This is a genomic window from Streptomyces sp. NPDC054813, from assembly GCF_053611365.1.
Genome location: NZ_JBSHAF010000008.1, coordinates 114188 through 133830, shown reverse-complemented (window position 1 = coordinate 133830; position 19643 = coordinate 114188). Strand labels below are relative to the sequence as shown.

Annotated in this window: 20 protein-coding genes; 9 read left to right on the top strand and 11 right to left on the bottom strand. The window is 72.2% G+C overall.

The window, feature by feature from the left end:
* The first annotated feature begins 11 nt into the window (after positions 1-11).
* Together ACWGJB_RS18020 and ACWGJB_RS18015 are read left to right on the top strand one after the other, a co-directional pair.
* Positions 12-1139 carry a polyprenyl synthetase family protein gene (locus ACWGJB_RS18020; protein ID WP_453381118.1) on the top strand — a complete coding sequence of 376 codons (1128 nt, stop codon included), beginning with the start codon at positions 12-14 and terminating at the stop codon, positions 1137-1139.
* Between the two features lie 50 nt (positions 1140-1189).
* Complete coding sequence (locus ACWGJB_RS18015) at positions 1190-1699, top strand: RNA polymerase sigma factor (RefSeq protein ID WP_453381117.1); 510 nt, start codon at positions 1190-1192, stop codon at positions 1697-1699.
* A gap of 165 nt (positions 1700-1864) precedes the next feature.
* Here ACWGJB_RS18015 and ACWGJB_RS18010 read toward each other — a convergent pair whose 3' ends face one another.
* The 5 genes from ACWGJB_RS18010 to ACWGJB_RS17990 form a co-directional block, all read right to left on the bottom strand.
* A complete protein-coding gene (locus ACWGJB_RS18010) occupies positions 1865-2497 on the bottom strand; it encodes a DUF1345 domain-containing protein (RefSeq protein ID WP_453381116.1) in 633 nt (210 codons plus the stop codon).
* A 159-nt stretch (positions 2498-2656) separates the two neighbouring features.
* Entirely contained in the window at positions 2657-3556 is a 900-nt protein-coding gene (locus ACWGJB_RS18005; RefSeq protein ID WP_453381115.1) for a dihydrodipicolinate synthase family protein, read from the bottom strand.
* Between the two features lie 185 nt (positions 3557-3741).
* Complete coding sequence (locus ACWGJB_RS18000) at positions 3742-4692, bottom strand: MerR family transcriptional regulator (protein ID WP_453381354.1); 951 nt, start codon at positions 4690-4692, stop codon at positions 3742-3744.
* 162 nt (positions 4693-4854) lie between these two features.
* Positions 4855-5235, bottom strand: a complete 381-nt coding sequence (locus ACWGJB_RS17995) for a MazG-like family protein (RefSeq protein ID WP_453381114.1) — start codon at positions 5233-5235, stop codon at positions 4855-4857.
* Between the two features lie 31 nt (positions 5236-5266).
* Entirely contained in the window at positions 5267-5812 is a 546-nt protein-coding gene (locus tag ACWGJB_RS17990) for a DoxX family protein (protein ID WP_453381113.1), read from the bottom strand.
* A 120-nt stretch (positions 5813-5932) separates the two neighbouring features.
* Here ACWGJB_RS17990 and ACWGJB_RS17985 point away from each other — a divergent pair, with 120 nt between their 5' ends.
* Entirely contained in the window at positions 5933-6259 is a 327-nt protein-coding gene (locus ACWGJB_RS17985; RefSeq protein WP_453381112.1) for a nuclear transport factor 2 family protein, read from the top strand.
* Positions 6260-6375: 116 nt separating this feature from the next.
* Positions 6376-7362: an aldo/keto reductase gene (locus tag ACWGJB_RS17980; RefSeq protein WP_453381111.1), complete on the top strand. Its 987-nt coding sequence runs from the start codon at positions 6376-6378 to the stop codon at positions 7360-7362.
* An 18-nt stretch (positions 7363-7380) separates the two neighbouring features.
* Here the strand turns inward: ACWGJB_RS17980 and ACWGJB_RS17975 are convergent, their stop codons facing one another.
* Together ACWGJB_RS17975 and ACWGJB_RS17970 are read right to left on the bottom strand one after the other, a co-directional pair.
* A complete protein-coding gene (locus tag ACWGJB_RS17975; protein ID WP_453381110.1) occupies positions 7381-8181 on the bottom strand; it encodes an ABC transporter ATP-binding protein in 801 nt (266 codons plus the stop codon).
* Positions 8182-8269: 88 nt separating this feature from the next.
* On the bottom strand, positions 8270-9736 hold the full coding sequence (locus ACWGJB_RS17970) for an ABC transporter permease (protein WP_453381109.1): 1467 nt from the start codon (positions 9734-9736) through the stop codon (positions 8270-8272).
* Positions 9737-9936: 200 nt separating this feature from the next.
* Here ACWGJB_RS17970 and ACWGJB_RS17965 point away from each other — a divergent pair, with 200 nt between their 5' ends.
* A complete protein-coding gene (locus ACWGJB_RS17965; protein ID WP_453381108.1) occupies positions 9937-11115 on the top strand; it encodes a D-alanyl-D-alanine carboxypeptidase family protein in 1179 nt (392 codons plus the stop codon).
* Between the two features lie 238 nt (positions 11116-11353).
* Here the strand turns inward: ACWGJB_RS17965 and ACWGJB_RS17960 are convergent, their stop codons facing one another.
* On the bottom strand, positions 11354-12112 hold the full coding sequence (locus ACWGJB_RS17960) for an SDR family oxidoreductase (RefSeq protein ID WP_453381107.1): 759 nt from the start codon (positions 12110-12112) through the stop codon (positions 11354-11356).
* Positions 12113-12235: 123 nt separating this feature from the next.
* The gene (locus ACWGJB_RS17955; protein WP_453381106.1) at positions 12236-13234 is read right to left on the bottom strand and encodes a Gfo/Idh/MocA family protein; all 999 of its coding nucleotides are present in this window, start codon (positions 13232-13234) and stop codon (positions 12236-12238) included.
* A 144-nt stretch (positions 13235-13378) separates the two neighbouring features.
* Between ACWGJB_RS17955 and ACWGJB_RS17950 the strand changes: the two genes are divergently transcribed.
* The 4 genes from ACWGJB_RS17950 to ACWGJB_RS17935 all read left to right on the top strand — a co-directional run bounded on the left by ACWGJB_RS17950 (position 13379) and on the right by ACWGJB_RS17935 (position 17796).
* Positions 13379-14683: a multidrug effflux MFS transporter gene (locus tag ACWGJB_RS17950; RefSeq protein WP_453381353.1), complete on the top strand. Its 1305-nt coding sequence runs from the start codon at positions 13379-13381 to the stop codon at positions 14681-14683.
* On the top strand, positions 14623-15822 hold the full coding sequence (locus ACWGJB_RS17945; protein ID WP_453381105.1) for a serine hydrolase domain-containing protein: 1200 nt from the start codon (positions 14623-14625) through the stop codon (positions 15820-15822). Before ACWGJB_RS17950 ends, ACWGJB_RS17945 begins: the two co-directional genes overlap by 61 nt.
* 54 nt (positions 15823-15876) lie before the next feature.
* Positions 15877-16875, top strand: a complete 999-nt coding sequence (locus ACWGJB_RS17940; protein WP_453381104.1) for a small ribosomal subunit Rsm22 family protein — start codon at positions 15877-15879, stop codon at positions 16873-16875.
* A gap of 177 nt (positions 16876-17052) precedes the next feature.
* On the top strand, positions 17053-17796 hold the full coding sequence (locus tag ACWGJB_RS17935) for a bifunctional DNA primase/polymerase (RefSeq protein ID WP_453381103.1): 744 nt from the start codon (positions 17053-17055) through the stop codon (positions 17794-17796).
* 1 nt (position 17797) lies between these two features.
* On the opposite strand, the gene ACWGJB_RS17930 is transcribed toward ACWGJB_RS17935, so the two are convergent.
* Together ACWGJB_RS17930 and efeU are read right to left on the bottom strand one after the other, a co-directional pair.
* Positions 17798-18808 (bottom strand): hypothetical protein, encoded by a 1011-nt coding sequence (locus ACWGJB_RS17930; RefSeq protein WP_453381102.1) that lies wholly within the window; start codon positions 18806-18808, stop codon positions 17798-17800.
* The gene (efeU, locus tag ACWGJB_RS17925) at positions 18747-19640 is read right to left on the bottom strand and encodes an iron uptake transporter permease EfeU (RefSeq protein ID WP_453381101.1); all 894 of its coding nucleotides are present in this window, start codon (positions 19638-19640) and stop codon (positions 18747-18749) included. Before efeU ends, ACWGJB_RS17930 begins: the two co-directional genes overlap by 62 nt.
* Between the last annotated feature and the right edge of the window lie 3 nt (positions 19641-19643).

The following is a 19643-nucleotide window of genomic DNA, read 5'->3' as shown; positions in this document are numbered from 1 at the left end:
GGAGCCCCGCCATGCCCGACACCACTGGTGGCCATGACCAGTTGACGGCTCGTCTCGCCGGTCACACCCAGGCCTTCGAGAAGCTCTTCGCGGAGTACTTCGACTCCCTGGGCGGTGCCCTCGACACCCCCTCGTTCAGCAGGTTCACCCCGGAGTGCCTGCACCTGCTGAGGGAGCTGTCGCTGCGCGGCGGGAAGCGGATCCGTGTGGTGATCCTCAACGAGGCGGCCCGCCTGGTGACGGACGGGCCGGTGCCGGGACTGGAGCACGCGGCCCTGAGCCTCGAACTGCTGCACAGTCACGGCCTGATCCACGACGACCTCATCGACGACAGCCCCACCCGCCGAGGCGGCCCCTCCACCTACTACGCCTACCGCGAGCGGTTCCCCGGCCGCCCCCGGACCGCGCTCGGCCTCACCGTGCTCGCCGGCGACCTCGCGCTGGCCCTGTCCCTGCGGGTCCTCCTCGACGCGGAGGCCGCGCCGCCGGTACGGCAGGCCATGATCGAGGCGCAGACCAGGGCGGCGGCGGAGACGTTCCTCGGTCAGATCGTCGACCTGGAGCGCGATGTCACCGGCGGACTCCCGGACGTCGAGGTCATCGACCAGGTGGCGGACTACAAGTCGGCCCGCTACTCGCTGCTCGCGCCCCTGCGGCTGGGACTCCTTGCCGCCGGTGCCCAACCGGAGTGCCACGACCGGGAGTTGAGCCGTTACGCACGCCTGGTGGGGATCTGCGCGCAGATGCGGGACGACTATCTGGACCTGTTCGGGGACGGCGAGGTGATGGGCAAGCCGACCGGAACCGACATCCGTGACGGGAAGCGCAGCTATGTCGTGGCCGCGCTGCTGTCGTCCCTCGACGGGCAAGACGGGCAAGAAGGGCTCGACGGGCTCACCAGGGCGGAGCGGACCGTGCTGGAGACGGCGCTCGGCGACCCCGCCTGCACCGCCGGGACGATCGACACGATCCGGGAGATCGCCGAGGCGCGCGGGGTGGCCGGCCGGCTACGGGCGCGGATGCGTGACCATGCCGAGCAGGCCGCCCTGGTGGCCGAGGGCTGGCGGCCGCGCTGGCGGAGCGAGGCGGTCGCCTTCTTCGAGCTGCTGCCGCACTGGAGCGTCGACCGCTCCCACTGAACCCGCCCGCCCGCTCACCCGCTCAGGGAGCGGGCACGGACGTCGACGACGTGCTCCAGGACGCGGCGCTCACCGCACTGCTGCGGATCGGGGACGTGCGCGATCCGGCGGCGGTGGGCGCCTGGCTGCGGATGATCGTGCGCAACGGGAGCCGGTCCGTGCTGCGGAACTCCGCCCTGGTCAGGCCGGTGGAGGAAGTGCCCCTGCCGGCACCGGACGCCGGCCCTGAGCAGTGGCTGGAGCGCCCCGCCGTGCGGGACTGGATATGGGCGGCCATGGAGGAGCTGTCCCCGGTGCTGCGCATGCCGCTGGTGCTGCGTTACTTCTCGGCCGGGGACGCCTCCTACGAGCAGGTCGCCTTCGCGTGCGGGGTTCCGGTGGGGACGGTGCGCAGCCGGCTCAGCCGGGGGCGTGCCGAGTTGGCGGCGGCCCTGGCCGCGAGCGCGGACGTCGCGCACGGTGACGCCAGGCAGCGGGTCCGCGCCAGCCGCGTCGAGGCCCGCGGGATGCTCGACGCCGCCCGGGAGCGGGCCGCCGCCGCTCCCACGCCGGCCTCCTGACGGTTCAAGCGGTCCGCCGCGGGGCCGCCAGGCCGGTGAGCACGTCACGCAGAGCCGCCCGGGAGGTGACGCTCTGTTCGGGAGGGCGTTGGAAACACCGGCTCACGCTGTGCGGGCACCGGGCCCTGGGCAGTCGTGGCCCGACCCCGCCCCGGAGCCGCCGCCTCAGCCGCTGACGATTCCCACGACGAGATTGATGGCGGTGGCGAGAATGCCGGTGCCGAAGACGTAGGACAGCAGTGTGTGACGCAGCACGATCGCCCGGATCGCCGAACTCGACACATCGGTGTCGGACACCTGATAGGTCATGCCGAGGTTGTAGCTGAAGTAGAAGAAGTCCCGGTACGCCGGAGGGTCGTCCGAATTGAAGTCGATCCCGCCCGCGGACTCGTAATACACGTAGGCGTAGCGGGCGGCGTACATCAAATGCAGCGCGGCCCAGGCCGTGAAGACGCCGCACAGGGCGGTCGCCGCCGCCACATGGCCGGGGTCGGACTTGCCGCGCAGGAGCAGCAGCACGATGGCGGCCAGTCCGCACAGGGCCACCGCGACCACCACGACTTCGTCGGTCACGGGACGGAAGTCCTCACGCCGTGCATTGCGGTGGGTGGCCGTGGCGTCCATCGGCCACAGCACCGCCCAGCCCGCCAGGACGAAGGACAGCTCCGTCGCGGCGATCGCGGCCAGTGCGCCCAGCGCTCCATCGGTCGGCAGCGCCACGGCCACGCCGACCACCGCTCCGACGATCGCCGCGCCGGTGAGGCGGGGCACGGCATCCAGGGGCAACGAGCGTCTCATGCGTCATCACGGTAGCCCCGTCGCCGCCGGTCAGCGCGCTTCACGGCGTCTGATCGACACGGCGGGGCGCGGCGCCGTCCGCCTGGGCGACCTCGCCGGCCGCCACCTTGCGGACTGCGTCGAGCGCACAGTGATCGGGAGGCCTGCCCGGGGCAGGGGTCACGCCGTCGTTCCGAGGTCCAGGTCGTCCAGTACGGTGACCAGCCGGCCTCGGGCGTCGGCGGGCAGGCCCCGGAGCGGGAGCGGCAGGTTGGGCTCGGTGGTGAGGCCCAGGTGTGCGGCGGCCGCCGACATCACGCGCAGGCCGCCGTACCGGCGGGTGAGGTCCCAGAGAGGTTCCAGGCGTTCGGAGCGGGTGGTGGCCTGCTCGGTGTCGCCGGCCTGGGCGGCGCGGGTGAGGGCGAGGGCGGTTCGTGGGAACAGGCCGCCGAGGACCGAGTACCACGCCTCGCATCCGGCGTTCAGACCGCCGGCCGCCGCCCAGTCACCGCTCACGCCGATGCTCACCGTCTCGGGGAGTCGTGCCCGCAGTGCCGTCACGCGCTGCTCCGCGGCGGCCGGGTCGTCCGGCACCGGCGGGATCTTGACGGCGGCGACGTTCGGCAACTCGGCGATACGGCCGTGGAGTTCGTCGGTGAAGTCGACGTGGGTGGTGCGGGGGTTGTCGTACACGCACAGCGGCACGGACAGTTCGCGGGTGACGTCCTCGTACAGGCCGAACACCTCGTCGTCGGTGAGCGGCTGATACGTCATCGGGGCGAGCAGGACCGCGGACGCGCCCGCCTTCTGGGCGTCCTCGGCGTGGGCGAGGACCTGCGAGGTCCGCAGCGCACCGATACCGACCATGACCGGCACACCGTCGGCGGCCTCGACCGCGAGCGCCGTCACGCGGGCGCGCTGTTCGCGGGTGAGGTAGGCGTAGCCGCCGGTGGAGCCGAGGGCCCCGATGGAGTCGACGCCGGCGGCGGCCAGGCGGGAGACGAGGGTGCGGAAGGCGTTCTCGTCGATGCCGTCCTCGCTGGTGGGGGTGAGGGGGAAGGCGCTGAGGCCGCGGAACATGGAGAACTCCTTGGAACGGTACGAGCAGTGACGGGTCGGTGGAGACGCGGACCATCATCGTGCCGGGAGCGGTCCGCTCCTCGGCGGTCAGGACGGTGTCGCCGCACACGGGTGGTGGATGTGGCCGCAGTAGACGAATCATCTGTGGGTGTGTTGACGCGACGGATGCCGGTCCTGCGAGGGGCCTACAGCGGGTTGTCGCGCAGCCAGTCCAGGACCTGCTGGGCGTGCTCGTTCGGCGGGAAGACCGGGTAGAAGGCGTGCTCGACGGTGCCGTCGCGGACGACGAGGGTCAGGCGCCGGAACAGCCTCGCGCCGTCGGCCTCGAAGGTGGGCAGGCCGAGCGCGTCGGCGAGGTCGAGGGCGGGGTCGGAGAGCATGTCGAAGGGCAGACCGAGCCGTTCCACGATCTCGTTCTGGTAGTCGCTGTCCTGGCTGGACAGCCCGTACACGCGGCCGGCGCCGGCTTCCAGGAGGTCCTGGAAGTGGTCGCGGAAGCCGCAGGTCTCCGGGGTGCAGCCGCGGGCGCCGGGGATGGAGTTCCAGCCCTCCGGCAGGTCGGTGCCGGGGCGGCCGGTGAGAGGGTAGACGTAGATCACCGTACGGCGGGGCCCGAGCGCGTCCAGGCGGACCGCCCGGCCCGCGGTGTCCGGCACGGTGAGGGGCGGCATGGCCGTGCCGGGCAGGTGAGCGGCGGCGCCGTCGTCCACGGGGACCGGCAGGTCCGCGGGGAGGGTCAGGTAGTCCTCACCGGCGGTTCCTTCGGGCGGTACGACGCCGCTGCCCCGGTGGGCCGCCGTCTGCAGGTTGGTGATCAGCGTGGAGCGGCGGGCGTTGAGGGCCTCGATGCGCTCGGTGAGCTCGTCGATGGCCTCCCGGTAGGTGGCCAGCGAGGCGGGGCAGTCGTCGGCGTACAGGCTCCCGGCGGCCAGGCACTCCAGGAAGGGCCGGGTGCGTTCGACGGGGATGCCCAGCCGGTACAGGGCCTTGATCTCCCGCACGAGGCGCACGTCGTCCTCGGCGTAGTCCCGGTAGCCGTTCGCGAGACGCTCGGGCGTGACCAGCCCCAGTGATTCGTAGTACCGCACCGCTTTCGTCGTCACGTCGGCTCGACGCGCCAGCTCACCGATCTTCATGCCGTTCACCTCGCTGCTCACACGCTAGACCCTGCCCCCAGGGGCAAGGTCAAGCGAAGGCACCGGGGCGTGGCCTCACGCGGCGGCCTGCGGGAACACCGTCCACCGCTGGTGCGGCGATGCGCAATCAACGTGCCGTCCGGCGCCGAACAGGGAGCGGCCTCACGCCGACGGACCCAGTGGCCGGTCCCTGACACCCTGCAAGTGGGCCTCGAACACCTCCTGCGCCTGCGGAGTCAGCGTCCGCAGTGCCACCAGGGCCGTGATGGCCACGTCGCACAGTTCGCCCTGTACGTCGTCCCAGGTGTGGGTCACGCCCTTGCGCGGGTTCTGACCGGTGGCACCGATGACCGCTTCGGCGACCTCGCCGACCTCCTCGGAGAGTTTGAGGATGCGCAGGAGGACGCCCTCCGGTCCGGCGTGGACGCGGGTGGCCTCCAGGCGTGCCCAGAGGCCGTCCACGGTGGGCCACAGGTCGACGGGGGTGACGGGGGTGACAGGGGTGGCGACGGGGGTGGTGACGGGGGTGTCCTGTTCGCTCATGGGTCGTAGTCTGCCGCGCACCGACCTGGCGCTACTCCTCGAACAACGTCTCCTGCTCGCCCTCCCGTCGACGCTGCAACCGCTGGTTCCGGGCTCCGATCACCGCCGCCGTGACCGCCGCCGTCACTCCCAGCGTCACCGGGACCATCCAGCCCCGGTCGAAGACATGCCAGAACATGTGGTCCAGGGAGAGCCGGCCGGGACCGGAGACCGCCAGGCCCGTGGCGGCCAGGCCCAGGCTCGCCGCGTACTCGTAGCCGCCCTCCGCCGCGAAGAACCCGTTCGGCATGTGCAGCGCGGCCGCGCCCGCCATCGCGCCGGCCGCCGCGGCTCCCGCCGCCGGGGTCGCCAGGCCCAGCGCCAGCAGGGTGCCGCCGCCCGCCTCCGCCAGGCCCGCCGCCAGCGCGCTCTGCCGTCCGGGCGCGTACCCGACCGACTCCATGAACTGGCCGGTGCCCTCGATCCCGCCCCCGCCGAACCAGCCGAACAGCTTCTGCGCGCCGTGCGCCGCCAGCACCCCGCCGGTCCCCAGCCGGAGCAGCAGCAGGCCCACATCACGTCGGTCGTAGCAGGTCACGGTGGCTCCTCCGGCCGGGGGTGCGATCAGGTCTCCACCGTCGCACCGAGCCACCCGACCGGCCCGTCCTCGGCGCCGTTAGGGTGGCGGGCCCCCGGCCGTGGTGTGACGCTGACTGACATGACGATTCACACAGACAGACTCAGCGACCCGGCCGTCCGCGCCTTCGTCGGCGCCGTCAACGCCGGTGACCGCGCGAGCCTCCTCGGACTGCTCACCCCGGACGCGACCATGGCCGACGACGGCTCCGACCGGGACCTCACCGAGTGGATCGACCGCGAGATCTTCTCCTCCCACGGTCACCTGGACGTCGACAGCGAGTCCCGCGACGGCCGCTCCCTGGTCGCCGGTTACCGCAACGACACCTGGGGCGAGATGCGCACCAGGTGGGCCTTCACCGTCGAGGACGACGGCCGTATCTCCCACTTCGAGACCGGGCAGGCCTGACCGCCACCTCGTCCGGCACCTTGTCCGTCCCCTTGCCCGTCCCCTTGTCCGTCCCCTTGCCCTCCTTGTCTGCCCCCTTGCCCTCGCGTGCACTTCAACTCCTAGCGTCCTCAGGCATGGACAGCTACAGCACCACCAGGACCCTGGGACGTTCCGGCATCGAGGTCAGCGCGCTCGGCTTCGGCTGCTGGGCCATCGGCGGCGAGTGGCAGGACGGCACCGGGCAGCCGCTGGGCTGGGGCAAGGTCGACGACGAGGAGTCCGTACGGGCGGTCCACCGCGCCCTCGACCTCGGCGTCACCTTCTTCGACACCGCCGACACCTATGGCGCCGGGCACAGCGAGCGCGTCCTCGGCCGCGCCCTCGGCAAGCGCCGGGACGAGGTCGTCGTCGCCACCAAGTGGGGCAACGTCTTCGACGAGGAGACCCGCACCCTCACCGGCAGCGACGACTCCCCGGCGTACGTCCGCCGTGCCCTCACCGCCTCGCTGCGCCGCCTCGAAACCGACCACGTCGACCTCTACCAGCTGCACCTCTCCGACGCAGACCCGGCCCGTGCCGTCGAACTGCGTGACGTCTGCGAGGAGTTGGTGACGGAGGGGCTCATCCGCGCCTACGGCTGGAGCACCGACGACCCGGCCCGCGCCGCGGTCTTCGCCGAGGGCCCGCACTGTACGGCCGTGCAGCACACCCTCAACGTGCTCCAGGACGCGCCCGAACTCCTGCGGGTCGCGGACGACCTGGGTCTTGCCGCCGTCAACCGCAGCCCGCTCGCGATGGGGTTGCTCGGCGGGCGGCGGCAAGCGGCCGGTGCGGGGGACATCCGGAGCAGGCCGCCGGCCTGGCTGCCCGGGTTCGGGGACGGGGACGGGGCCGATCCCGAGTGGGTCGCGCGGATCGACGCGCTGCGGGCCGTCCTCACCAGCGGCGGCCGGACCCTGGCGCAGGGCGCCCTCGGCTGGATCTGGGCCCGCAGCCCGCGCACGGTCCCCATCCCCGGCTTCCGGTCCGTCGGCCAGGCCGAGGACAACGCCGGGGCGATGGCGAAGGGGCCGCTCACCGCCGGGCAGCTGGCCGAGATCGACCGGCTGCTCGGGCGCTGAACGGCCCCCGCGGATGAATCAGTGGCCCGGTCCGCCGCCGTACTGCTGCTGCACGTAAGGCTGCTGCCCGTGCGGCTGCCGGCCGTAGTCCTGCTGCTGCGGGCCGCCGTGGCCCGCGGGCTGCTGCGCGTACTGCTGTCCGCGGCCCTGCTCGGTGAGGGTGATCTGGCCGGCCTTGATGGTGGCCAGGCGCGGGGCGCGGCGGGCGATGGAGGAGTCGTGGGTGACCATGATGAAGGTCAGCCCGTACTCGTGCCACAGGCCCTCCAGCAGGCCCATGATGTCGTCCCGGGTGCCCTCGTCGAGGTTGCCGGTGGGCTCGTCGGCGAGCAGTACCTTCGGCTTCTTCACCAGCGCACGGGCGATGGCGACCCGCTGCTGCTGGCCGCCGGAGAGCTCCGCGGGGGCGTGGGTGAGGCGCTCGCCCAGGCCCACCGAGCGCAGCGCCTCCGCCGCCCGCTCGCGCCGCTCGGCCGGCTTCACGCCGAGCGGCACCAGGGCCGTCTCGACGTTCTCCTGCGCGGTGAGCGTCGGGATCAGGTTGAACGACTGGAAGATGATGCCGATCTTCTCGGCCCGCAGCCGGGTCAGCTTCGCCTCGCTGATCCGCGCGAGGTCGACGCCGTCCAGCTCGACGCTGCCCTCGGTCGGCCGGTCCAGGCCGCCGATCATCTGGAGCAGCGTCGACTTGCCGCCGCCGGTCGGGCCCTGGATGACGAGCTGGTCGCCGTCCTCGATGGTCAGGTCGATGCCGCGCAGCGCCTCGACCGTCTCCTTGCCCCGGGTGTAGCGCTTGGTGACTCCGGTGAGTCTGTACATGGGTTCTCCACTGGGTGGTGAGTGGGGTGGGGCGCCGCGTCCCGGGGGGATCGGAAGCGGCGCCCCGGTCCGAGGGGGACTGGCGGCGTTACGAGACGCTGCGCAGGGCGTCGGCCGGGCGCATCCGGGAGGCGCGCCAGCCGCCCATCGCACCGGCGATCAGGCCGCCGGTGACCGCGAGGCCGACCGCGAGCGCGATGGTGGTGAGCGAGACCGGCGCGGTCAGCGCGATCTCCAGGGTGTTCTGGGTGGCCTGCTGGCCGGGCCCGCCGCCGCCCGGGCCGCCGCCCATGCCGCCACCGCCGCCGGTGCTGCCCAGCTGGGCCGTCAGCTTGGGGCTGATCGCGGTGACCGCGTAGGCCGCGCCGACACCGAGGGCGATACCGAGGGCGCCGCCGATCAGGCCGTTCACCATGGACTCGCCGACGACCTGCCGGGTGACGTTCCGGGAGGGCCAGCCCAGCGCCTTCAGGGTGCCGAACTCACGCACCCGGCGGGAGACCGCGGAGGAGGTCAGCAGCGCCGCCACCAGGAAGGCCGCCACCAGGACCGCGATGGACAGCCACTTGCCGACGCTGGTCGCCAGGCTGGAGGCGGTGGAGAGGGAACCGGAGACGGTGGACGCCAGGTCGGCGGAGGTGGTGACCGTCGTACCGGAGATGTTGGACGTGATCTCCTTCTTCACGGTGGAGATCTGCTTGGAGTCGGTCGCCTTGACGTAGATCGTGGTGACCTGGTTCTTGGCGTCGCCGAGGGTCTGCGCCGGCTTCAGCGGGATGTAGAGGTCGGTGTCGGACTCGCTGCTGTCCGGGGTCGCGATGCCGATGACCGTGAACTTGGTGCCGGAGATCTTGAAGGTCGAGCCGACCTTGTACTTCTTCTCCTTGGCGTACGACTTGCTGACCACCGCGACCTTGGCACCGGTCTGCGCCGAGGTGAAGGTCTTGCCCGAGGTGATCTTCATCGTGGACAGCGGGCCGAGGCCCTGGTGGGCCACGTCGACGCCGACGACGGAGTAGCTGTTGACGTTGAAGTTGGCGCCGCCGCCCTGGACCTGCGGCTGGCCGGTGGAGGTGCCGCCGCCCGGCTGGCCCTGGCCGCCGCCACCGCTGTTGCTGCTGCCGCTGGAGCTCTGCGCCTTGCCCTGGGTGAAGGAGCCGTCGACCTTGGTCACGTTCAGGGAGAGCGCTCCGACCGCGCTCTCCACGCTCTTCTGTGCGGCGACCTTGGTGACCAGGGTCGACTTCAGGGCCTGACCTCCCTGCGTCTGTACGCGGTCCGAGCTCTGCGTGGAGCTGCTGCTGGACTTGGCGCCGAACTTGAAGTTCGGGCCGCCGGAGCTGCCCGAGGTGGGTGCCGTACGGGCCTTGGTGACCGTCATGTCGGTCCCGAGGCCGTACAGCGACTTGAGGACCTTGTCCTGCGCCTGGGTCATGCCGGCCGACACCGAGTTGACCGTGATGACCAGCGCGATTCCGAGCGCCAGACCCAGTGCGATGACCAGGGCCGCCTTCTTTCTACGGCCCAGCTCGCGCTTGAGATAGATGCCAAACATCCCGTTCCTCGAAGGTTCTTGGCGCCCGCTGTGGACGCGAGCTCAAGCTAGGGAGAAACCTTTGAGTCACACTGGGTAAAAGATGTGTCAGAGCTGAGAAAACCCGTAGTCTTATCAAACTTTCATAAGACGGCAAATTTCTATCGCGGCGAGGGGGCCCGCCCAGGAATCCGCTGTTCGATGCGGTGTACGGTCCCGGGGTGCGCGATTCCTCTCGGCTGACCAGGCGTGCCGTCTTCGGACTGACGGCCGCCGCTCTTCCCCTTTCCGCGGCGACCACTGCCTCCGCGGCCACCGTCATAGGCGGCGGGCGCCTCGCCCGCGGCGGCGTCCAGGTGCGCGGTGCCACCGGCCTTCCCAGGAAGATCACCGCCCATGCCTGGCTGCTCGCCGACTGCGCGAGCGGGGAGGTGCTGGCCTCCTACGACGCGCACCGGCGCCTGGCGCCCGCGTCCACGCTGAAGATGCTGTTCGCGGACACCGTGCTGAAGAAGTTCGAGCGGACCGAGCGCTACCGGGTCAAGGACAGCGACATCTCCGACGTCCCGGCCGGCTCCAGCCTGGTCGGTATCAAGCCCGGCATCACCTACACCGTCGAGCAGCTGTGGCAGGGCGTCTTCCTGCGCTCCGGCAACGACGCCGTGCACGTCCTCGCCCACATGAACGGCGGCATCGCGAAGACCGTCGCCGAGATGCAGGCCAAGGCGGCCGACCTGCAGGCCCTGGACACCCATGTGGTCAGCCCCGACGGCTTCGACCACCCCGGCCAGCTGTCCTCCGCCTACGACCTGACCCTCTTCGCCCGGCACGGGCTGAAGGACGACGACTTCCGGGGCTACTGCGGGACCAGGACCGCGGACTTCCCGGCGGGCGGCAAGAAGACCTTCCAGATCCAGAACACCGACCGCCTGCTCACCGGCTCCTGGGGACTCGGCGTCTACAAGGGCCTGTTCGGCGTCAAGAACGGCTACACCAGCCACGCCGGCAACACCTTCACCGGCGGTGCCACCCGGGGCGGCCGCACCCTGCTGGTCACCGTGATGCACCCCGACACCGGCAGCAACGCCGTGTACGAGGAGACCGCAGCGCTGCTCGACTGGGGCTTCGGCAAGGGGAGTTCGGCACAGCCGGTCGGCACCCTGGTCGACCCGTTGAGCGAGGGCGGCGCGAGCGCGAGCCCGTCGCCCAGTACGGCCAAGGGCGCCGCGGGAGCGGCCGGGACGGGGGCCGCGGCCGGTTCGGGGTCGTCCGGACCGTCGCCGTGGCGGCTCGCGGAGGGCGGCGCGGGAACGCTCGCGCTGCTGGGGGCGGGGGCCTGGGCGCTGCGCCGGCGTCGCCGGGCGGCCGGCGCCGACTCGGCCGACACACCGGCGAGTTGACGTCACGCGGCAGCCGTCCCACCCACCGGTGCGTACCCGCGGTCCCGCACGGGTTCACCCCCACCCGGTCCGGTGGGACGGCTGCCGCCTCCCCCTCGATGTGGTCGGCGGAACACCAGAGCCTCAACTGTGAAGCTCTGGTGGAGGAAAGTTGAGCATAGGCGCGTTACCGGCCGCAATACCGCGGATGTCTGAACTCCGGTTGTGCAGGTAGCGGAGGCCCGGGCTGAACGGTGGTTCAGCCCCGGCCCACGTACGGCATCGTCGTCGCCAGCACCGTCGCGAACTGCACGTTCGCCGCCAGGGGCAGCTCGGCCATGTGCCGGACGGTACGCGCCACATCGGCCACGTCCATCACGGGTTCGGGGGCCATCTCCCCGTTGGCCTGGAGGGCGCCGGTCTGCATCCGGGCCGTCATGTCCGTGGCCGCGTTGCCGATGTCGATCTGCCCGACCGCGATGTTGTACGGCCGCCCGTCCAGGGACAGCGACTTGGTGAGACCGGTCAGCGCGTGCTTGGTCGCGGTGTAGGGGGCGGAGTTCGGGCGGGGCGTGTGCGCGGAGATGGACCCGTTGTTGATGATCCGCCCGCCCTGCGGCTCCTGCTCCTTCATCTGCCGGAACGCCGCCTGCGCGCACAGGAACGCCCCGTTGAGGTTGGTGTCCACGACATGCCGCCACGCTTCGTAGGCGAGATCCTCCACGGGCACCCCGCCGGGCCCGAACGTCCCCGCGTTGTTGAACAGCAGGTCCACCCGCCCGAACCGTGCCACGGCCGCCGCGAACAGCCCGGCCACGTCCTCCGGTTGCGCCACGTCCGTGCGTACGACGAGGCAGGCGCCCTCGGGCACCAGCCCCGCCGTCTCCTCCAGCGTCCGGGGCCGCCGCCCGGCCAGCGCCACCGACCAGCCGGCCCGCAGCAGCTCCACGGCCACGGCCCGTCCGACACCGGAACCGGCGCCGGTCACCACGGCGATCTTCGATTGCTTGGCATTCATGGGGTCGCAGCGTAGGCGCTCCGCTGGGAGGGCCGTGTTGGGTCGGTGGTTGGGTGCGGCGCCGTCGTGGCTGGTTGCGCAGTTCCCCGCGCCCCTTTGGGGCGCTTTTACCTCGGGGTGCTTTTACGCCTCGCCCGCGTAGCGGACGCCGATCAGGTTGCGGAGGGTGTCCAGGGTGCGCATGACGGCGAGGGTGCCGTCGAGCGGGACCAGCGGGGACTCCCTCTCGCCGGCCCGCAGGGCGCGCATGACCTCCCGGGCCTCGTGGCGGAGGGTGTTGCGCGGGCCGTCGGCCGGGTCCAGGGCGAACTCCTCGGGGTCGCGGCCGTCGCGGTGCAGGACGAAGCGTTCGGGGTTGAAGAAGCCGTCCGGGATGTCGATCCGGCCTCGGGAACCGGTGACCGAGGCGGTGGTGCCGGTGCCGCCGACGATGGAGCAGTGCACCGCCGCGAGAGCACCGCTCTCCCAGGAGAGCAGCGCACCCGTCTGGAGATCGACGCCCTCGTCCGAGAGCACCGCTCGCGCCGACAGCCCGTCCGGCTCGCCGAGCAGCAGATGCGCGAACGACACCGGGTACACCCCCAGGTCGAGCAGCGCGCCGCCGCCCAGCGCCGGGTCCCGCAGCCGGTGCGCCGGCGGGAACGGCCCTTCCAGCCCGAAGTCCGCCTGCACGGTCCGCACCTCGCCGATCGCCCCGTCCGCGACCAGCGCCTTCAGTCGCCGCACCAGCGGGTTGCAGTACATCCACATCGCCTCCATCAGGAAGCGGTCGTGCTCCTTCGCCAGCGCCACCAGTTCCCCGGCCTCGCGGGCGTCGATCGTGAACGCCTTCTCACACAGCACGTTCCGCCCCGCCTCCAGGCACAGCCCGGCGGCCGCCCGGTGCGCCGAGTGCGGAGTGGCGACGTACACGACATCGATGTCCTCGTCCCGGGCCAGCGACTCCCAGTCGCCGTACGCCCGCCCGATCCCGAACCGCTCCGCGAAGGCCTCCGCCGACTCCGCCGACCGCGAGGCCACCGCCGCGATCTCCGCGTCCGGCAGATCCACCAGGTCCGCCGCGAACGCGGCCGCGATCCCGCCGGTCGCCAGGATCCCCCACCGCACACTCTGCTCAGCCATCCCGGCAGCCCCACCCTCGCTCATGTGTTTCCAGGCAGTCCGTACGAGCTGAGAGCATAGGCGGCGGACATCGGGGTTCATCAAGGGCGGATCCGCAGGGCGAGACCGCCGGGAACCGAAGGAGCGGGGGGACACATGCGCCAGATGCCGGAGCGGCCGGCACCGCCGACGCCGGACGCCCAGGACACCGCCGTACCCCCCACGACCACCCCCACCGCCCGCCGCGCGGGTCTGCTGCTGGTGCTGGTCCTCGGCGCGCTCACCGCGACACCCCCGCTGGCGATGGACATGTACCTCCCGTCCCTGCCGGAGGTCACCCGCTCCCTGCACGCCCCCGCCGCGACCGTCCAGCTCACCCTCACCGCCTGCCTCGCCGGCATGGCTCTCGGCCAACTGGTCGTCGGCCCGATGAGCGACCGCTGGGGCCGCCGTCGCCCGCTGCTGGCCGGCCTCGCCGTCTACGTCGCCGCCACCGCCCTGTGCGCCCTCGCGCCGAACGTCGAGACGCTGGTCGCCTTCCGCCTGGCCCAGGGCCTCGCGGGCGCGGCCGGCATAGTCATCGCCCGGGCCGTCGTACGCGACCTCTACGACGGTGTCGCGATGGCCCGGTTCTTCTCCACCCTGATGCTGGTCTCCGGAGTGGCCCCGATCGTCGCCCCGCTGATCGGCGGGCAGATCCTGCGGGTGACGGACTGGCGGGGCGTGTTCGTCGTCCTGACGGTCGTCGGCGCGGTCCTCGCCGCGACGGTGTGGACGAAGCTCCCGGAGACCCTGCCGGCGGCCGACCGGCACGCCGGGGGAGCGGCCGCCGCGGTCCGCGCCATGCGCGCCCTGCTCGCCGACCTCCCCTTCACCGGCTACATGCTCGCCGGCGGCTTCGCCTTCGCCGCGCTCTTCGCCTACATATCGGCCTCGCCCTTCGTCGTCCAGGAGATCTACGGCGCCTCCCCGCAGACCTTCAGCCTGCTCTTCGGGCTCAACTCGGTCGGGCTGGTGATCGCCGGACAGATCAACGGCAAGGTGCTGGTCGGCCGGGTCAGCCTGGACCGGGTGCTGGGCGCGGGCCTGGCCGTGACCGTGCTCGCCGCGACCGCCCTGCTCCTCATGTCGACCGGGGTCTTCGGCCCGGTCGGTCTCGCCCCCGTCGCCACCGCTCTCTTCGTGCTGATGTCCGCGATGGGCTTCACCCTTCCCAACGCCCAGTCCCTCGCCCTGCTGCGCACCCGGCACGCCGCCGGAACCGCGTCCGCGCTGCTCGGGACGTCCTCGTTCCTGGTGGGCGCGGTCGCCTCGCCGCTGGTGGGGATCGCCGGGGAGAGAACCGCCGTGCCCATGGCGATCGTCCAACTGGCGGGGGCACTGGTGGCACTGGCCTGCTTCGTGGGAATGTGCCGTCCCTGGAGAACACGTGGGAACACACGTGCGGGGATGGAGGGAGCGGAGAGCTGAGCGTACCGAGACTGCGCGTCGAGACACCGGAACGGGCCGGGCTCGACCCCGCGGAACTCAGGCACCTCGTGGGCGAAGTGCAGGCCCTCACCGTCGGTGAGCGGCCCTGGGCGGCCGGAGCCGTGGTGGTCGCCGGACGCGGTCCCGTGATCGCCGTACAGCACGCGGCCGGCTGGGCTGTGCGCTGGTCCGCGTACGACGCCGAGGCCGACGCCGGTGTCGAACTGCTGCCCGCCGCCCGAGTCCCGATGACCGTCGACACCCCCTTCGACCTGGCCTCTCTCACCAAACTCTTCACCGCGGTCGCCGCCGTGCAGCAACTCGAACGCGGCACCCTCGGCATCGACGCCCGGGTCGGCGCCTACCTCCCCGACTTCCGGGCGGCCGCCGTGCACGGCATCACCGTCCGCCAGCTCCTCACCCACACCTCCGGCCTGCGTCCCGAACTCCCGCTCCACGACTGCCCCGACGACGCGTCCCGCCTCGACCTGCTCCGTGCCGAGGCCCCGAGCAGCGCGATCGGCGCCTACCGCTACTCGGACCTCAACATGCTCCTCCTCCAGTCCGTCCTGGAGCGGATCACCGGCCGCACCCTCGACGTCCTGATCCACGAGGGCATCACCCGCCCGCTCGGGATGACCGCCACCGACTTCGGCCCCTGCCCCGGCGCGGCGGCCACCGAGGACCAGCGGCGGCCGTGGGCCAAGGCGGACCGGGGCATGCTGCGCGGTGTCGTGCACGACGAGAACGCCTGGGCGCTGGGCGGGGTGGCCGGGCACGCGGGCCTCTTCTCCACGGCCCGGGACCTGGCCGTCTTCTGCCGGGCGCTGCTGGCCGGCGGCGCGTACGGCCCGGCGCGCATCCTCGGCCCCGACTTCGTGGACCTGCTGCTGGACCCGCCCGGTCTGGGGTTCCTGGTGGACCAGCGGTGGTTCATGGGCGAACTGGCGGGCCGGGGCGCGGCCGGGCACACCGGGTTCACGGGGACGAGCCTGGTGCTGGACCGGGCGACGGACACGTTCCTGGTCCTGCTGGCCAACACCGTGCATCCACGGCGGCGGCCGGGCGACAGCGCCCCGAGAGCGGCGGCGGCCACCCGGCTGGCTAGGGCGGTGTTCCTCAGTCCGTCGGGGGTGTGAGGGTGCGGGCCGGCGGGCGGTCGTCGTGGCGCCGGAGCCCCCTACAATCGCCGGGTGAACCACCCCGCATCCCCGGCCGACCGGCTCCGTGCCACGCTCGCCGAACTCCTCGACGGCCTTCCTCCCAAGCAGGCCGCCGGAGCCGTCGAGCGGCTGATCGCCAGCTACCGGGGGGCCACCCCGACCGACGCGCCGATCCTGCGGGACCGGGCGGACGTGGTGGCCTACGCGGCCTACCGGATGCCGGCCACCTTCGAGGCGGTACGGGCGGCGCTGGCGGCGTTCGCCGACGCGGCGCCGGAGGGCTGGGTGCCGGGGAGCCATGTGGACGTCGGCGGCGGGACGGGCGCGGCGACCTGGGCGGTGACCGACACCTGGGCCGGGGTGCGGCCGGTGACGGTCCTCGACTGGGCCGAGCCGGCGCTGGCCCTCGGCCGGGAGATCGCCGCGGCCAACCCGGAGCTGCGGGAGGCGGTGTGGCAGCGCTCTCGGATCGGAGCGGCGCTCACCATCGAGAGCACTGATCTGGTCACGGTGTCGTACGTCCTCAACGAACTCGACGAGGCCGCTCGTACCGCTCTCGTCGACGCCGCCGCGACCGCCGCGCAGGCCGTCGTCATCGTCGAGGCCGGCACCCCGGCGGGTTACGCCCGGGTCATCGAGGCCCGCGACCGCCTGGTGGCCGCCGGCTTCCGCATCGCCGCGCCGTGCCCGCACAGCGCCGCCTGCCCGATCGTCCCCGGCACGGACTGGTGCCACTTCTCGGCCCGGGTCAGCCGCTCCTCCCTGCACCGGCAGGTCAAGGGCGGATCACTTGCCTACGAGGACGAGAAGTTCAGCTACGTGGCCGCCACCCGCCTGCCGGCCGCCCCGGCGCCGGCCCGGGTGGTCCGGCGCCCGCAGATCCGCAAGGGCCAGGTCCTCCTCGACCTGTGCGAGAGGGACGAACAGCTGCGCCGGACGACGATCACCAAACGCCACGGCGACCTGTACAAGGCGGCGCGGGACGCGGACTGGGGCGACGAGTGGCCGCCACCCGGTTCGAGGGCGTAACTCCCGCGAGCCTTTATCACCCTGGTGCAAGGGTGTAACTTGTGCCACCGCCTATCGCCCCGGTGAGACCTTCCCGCCCCTTGTCCCGCCCGGGTCCTCGACCCACGCGTACCCCCCTTCACGCCCAGAAGGGACGATAAGGCATGCTGTCCGGACGACAGCAAGGCGAGGCGATTCATGAGCCGGACGTTCCGCGGCCGTAGTGGCCGGCAGGGCAAGCTCTCCCAGTGGCTGCTCGGAAGGCGGCCCAGGGAAGCCGCCGCCACCGACGACGACAGCCGTGCGGCCCAGCTGCTCGCCGCCGCCGAGGCGGGCTTCCCACTGGCCCCCGCCGCGCATCCCGCCCCCGGCTACGGCTGCTCCTGCGACCGCGTCGGCTGTCCCACCCCGGCCCGGCACCCGGTGTCGTTCGCGTGGCAGACGCAGTCCACCACCGACCGCGCCCAGATCGAGCGCTGGGCCCGGCACCAGCCGCAGGCCAACTTCATCACCGCGACCGGCATGACGCACGACGTCCTGGACGTCCCCGTGGAGGCCGGCCGGCCGGCGCTGGAGCGTCTGCTCGCGAACGGCGTCGAGGTCGGTCCGGTCGCCGAGAGCGACGACGGCCGCATGCTGTTCTTCACCCTCACCCGCGGCACCCCCGAGGACGAGGACGAGTGGTGGCCGTGCGAGCTGGACTGCCGCCCCGAGACCATGGACGAGCACCCCGGCCTGCGCTGGCACTGCCGGGGGTCGTACGTCCTCGTACCGCCCGCCCGGCTGCCCGGTGACGGCGACCGGCGGGTGCACTGGGTACGCGGCCCCGAGCACCCGCTGCCCGACCCGCTGACCCTCCTGGAGATCCTCACCGACGCCGGCGCCCGGCACGCCGACGAGGAGCCCGACCAGGTGGGCGCCGCCTGGCCGGTCCGCCGTTAGGTCAGGAACCCTCCGCGGAGGTCAGGCCCTGGATGCGTCCTAGGACCGAGACCTTCCCGGTGCCCGCCGGGTCCAGGGCGACCTGGTTGGAGACGAACTCCATGGTCAGCGACTGCTTGATCTCGCCCTTGGTGAGAGCCTTCACGTCCTGGTTCGGCGTCGGCACCGAAGTGCCCGCGGCCGCCGTCTCCTTGGCGTAGTAGCGGGTGGTGAAGAACACCATCGCGCCGCCGTCGGCGGTGCGCAGGGCGAGCGGCGCGTAGTCGCCGTTGGTCAGCGGCTCGTCGATGTACTGGGTCGCGAGGCCCGGCTTGGTCGACTTCTTGCGGTCCGTGCGCCAGCCGCTGGTGTGCGCGCCCTCCGCGAAGACGGCGCCGCCGCTCTTCAGGTACGTGGCGTAGTCCTGGCCCAGGTCGGCGGGGGAGACGGCCAGTTGGGCACTGTTGGCCGGCACGGCCTCGGCCCACCCGTCCTTGTCGGTCGTGAACTTCGGTACGGCGTCCGGCGCGACCAGCGTCAGATACGCCACCTGGAACGGCTCGGAGAGGCTGTTGCGGGTGAAGACCAGCAGCCAGCGGTCGTCGCCGCCCTTGTTGCCGTGCGCGTCGGCGAGGAACCAGCGCGGCCAGCCGGCCTTCTTGGGGATGGTGTAGGTGACGTCGTCGAACTCCAGCGCCGAGTGGCCGGAGTTGCCGCTCGGGCTGTTCACGTGCCCGGCCTTCAGGCGCGCGGAGTCGATGTCGGCGAGGGCGCCGGTCGTGTGGTCGGCGTCCAGGGAGCCGTCGTAGGCCTCGTCGGCCTTGTTGTAGGCGTCCGTGAACTGCTTCAGCGACTTGGCGGCCTCGGCGCGGGTGGTGGTGGGGAGCACCTCGCGCTCCCCGTGCACCACCACGCATCCGCTCGCCGTCAGCGACATGGCGGTCAGCGAGACCGCCAGGAGCGCGTTCCGATCACGCCTGCGGAGTCTGCGGAGCCGCCGAGGGCCGCGATCCCTGGTCGTCAGGTGCGTCATCAGGTGCCTTCACCTTCCCCTTCCCGGAGCCGAACCCTACCGGGGCGAAGAAGAGTGCGAGCGTCGGGATCAGGTACAGCAGCCACACCGTGACCTGGAGCACGGTCGGGTCGGGCTGGAAGTTGAAGACGCCCTTGAGGAGGGTGCCGTACCAGCTGTCCGGCGGGATGGTGCCGCTGATGTCGAAGGCATGGTTGGTCAGGCCCGGGATCCAGTCGGCCTCCTGGAGGTCGTGGAAGCCGTACGCCAGCACGCCGGCGGCGACCACGACCAGCATGCCGCCGGTCCAGGTGAAGAACTTGGCGAGGTTGATCCGCAGGGCGCCGCGGTAGAAGAGCCAGCCGAGCAGGACCGCGGTGGCCAGGCCCAGGGCGACGCCGACCAGGGGGCGCGGGGTGCCGTCGCTGGCCGCGTGCACGGACGCCCACACGAACAGGGCGGTCTCAAGTCCCTCGCGGCCCACGGCGAGGAACGCGGTGGCGACCAGCGCACCCGTGCCCATCGCGAGGGCCGCGTCCAGCCTGCCGTGCAGCTCCGTCTTGAGGTGCCGGGCGGTGCGCCGCATCCAGAACACCATCCAGGTCACCAGACCGACCGCGACGATGGACAGGGACCCGCCGAGCGCCTCCTGCGCCTGGAACGTCAGCTCCTGGGAGCCGAATTCGAGGGCGCAGCCGAAGCCCATGGCGATCAGCACCGCCACGGCGATGCCGATCCAGATCGGCCGCAGGGCGTCCCTGCGCCCGGTCTTGACCAGGTAGGCGATGAGGATGCAGACGACGAGCGAGGCCTCGAGGCCTTCGCGCAGCCCGATCAGGTAGTTGGAGAACACGGA

Bases quoted from the DNA above. Each gene is read 5' to 3' on its own strand.
- ACWGJB_RS18020 (WP_453381118.1), top strand. From the start codon at position 12: ATGCCCGACACCACTGGTGGCCATGACCAGTTGACGGCTCGTCTCGCC.
- ACWGJB_RS18010 (WP_453381116.1), bottom strand. From the start codon at position 2,497: ATGAGACGCTCGTTGCCCCTGGATGCCGTGCCCCGCCTCACCGGCGCG.
- ACWGJB_RS18005 (WP_453381115.1), bottom strand. From the start codon at position 3,556: ATGTTCCGCGGCCTCAGCGCCTTCCCCCTCACCCCCACCAGCGAGGAC.
- ACWGJB_RS18000 (WP_453381354.1), bottom strand. From the start codon at position 4,692: ATGAAGATCGGTGAGCTGGCGCGTCGAGCCGACGTGACGACGAAAGCG.
- ACWGJB_RS17995 (WP_453381114.1), bottom strand. From the start codon at position 5,235: ATGAGCGAACAGGACACCCCCGTCACCACCCCCGTCGCCACCCCTGTC.
- ACWGJB_RS17985 (WP_453381112.1), top strand. From the start codon at position 5,933: ATGACGATTCACACAGACAGACTCAGCGACCCGGCCGTCCGCGCCTTC.
- ACWGJB_RS17980 (WP_453381111.1), top strand. From the start codon at position 6,376: ATGGACAGCTACAGCACCACCAGGACCCTGGGACGTTCCGGCATCGAG.
- ACWGJB_RS17975 (WP_453381110.1), bottom strand. From the start codon at position 8,181: ATGTACAGACTCACCGGAGTCACCAAGCGCTACACCCGGGGCAAGGAG.
- ACWGJB_RS17970 (WP_453381109.1), bottom strand. From the start codon at position 9,736: ATGTTTGGCATCTATCTCAAGCGCGAGCTGGGCCGTAGAAAGAAGGCG.
- ACWGJB_RS17960 (WP_453381107.1), bottom strand. From the start codon at position 12,112: ATGAATGCCAAGCAATCGAAGATCGCCGTGGTGACCGGCGCCGGTTCC.
- ACWGJB_RS17955 (WP_453381106.1), bottom strand. From the start codon at position 13,234: ATGGCTGAGCAGAGTGTGCGGTGGGGGATCCTGGCGACCGGCGGGATC.
- ACWGJB_RS17950 (WP_453381353.1), top strand. From the start codon at position 13,379: ATGCCGGAGCGGCCGGCACCGCCGACGCCGGACGCCCAGGACACCGCC.
- ACWGJB_RS17935 (WP_453381103.1), top strand. From the start codon at position 17,053: ATGAGCCGGACGTTCCGCGGCCGTAGTGGCCGGCAGGGCAAGCTCTCC.
- ACWGJB_RS17930 (WP_453381102.1), bottom strand. From the start codon at position 18,808: ATGACGCACCTGACGACCAGGGATCGCGGCCCTCGGCGGCTCCGCAGA.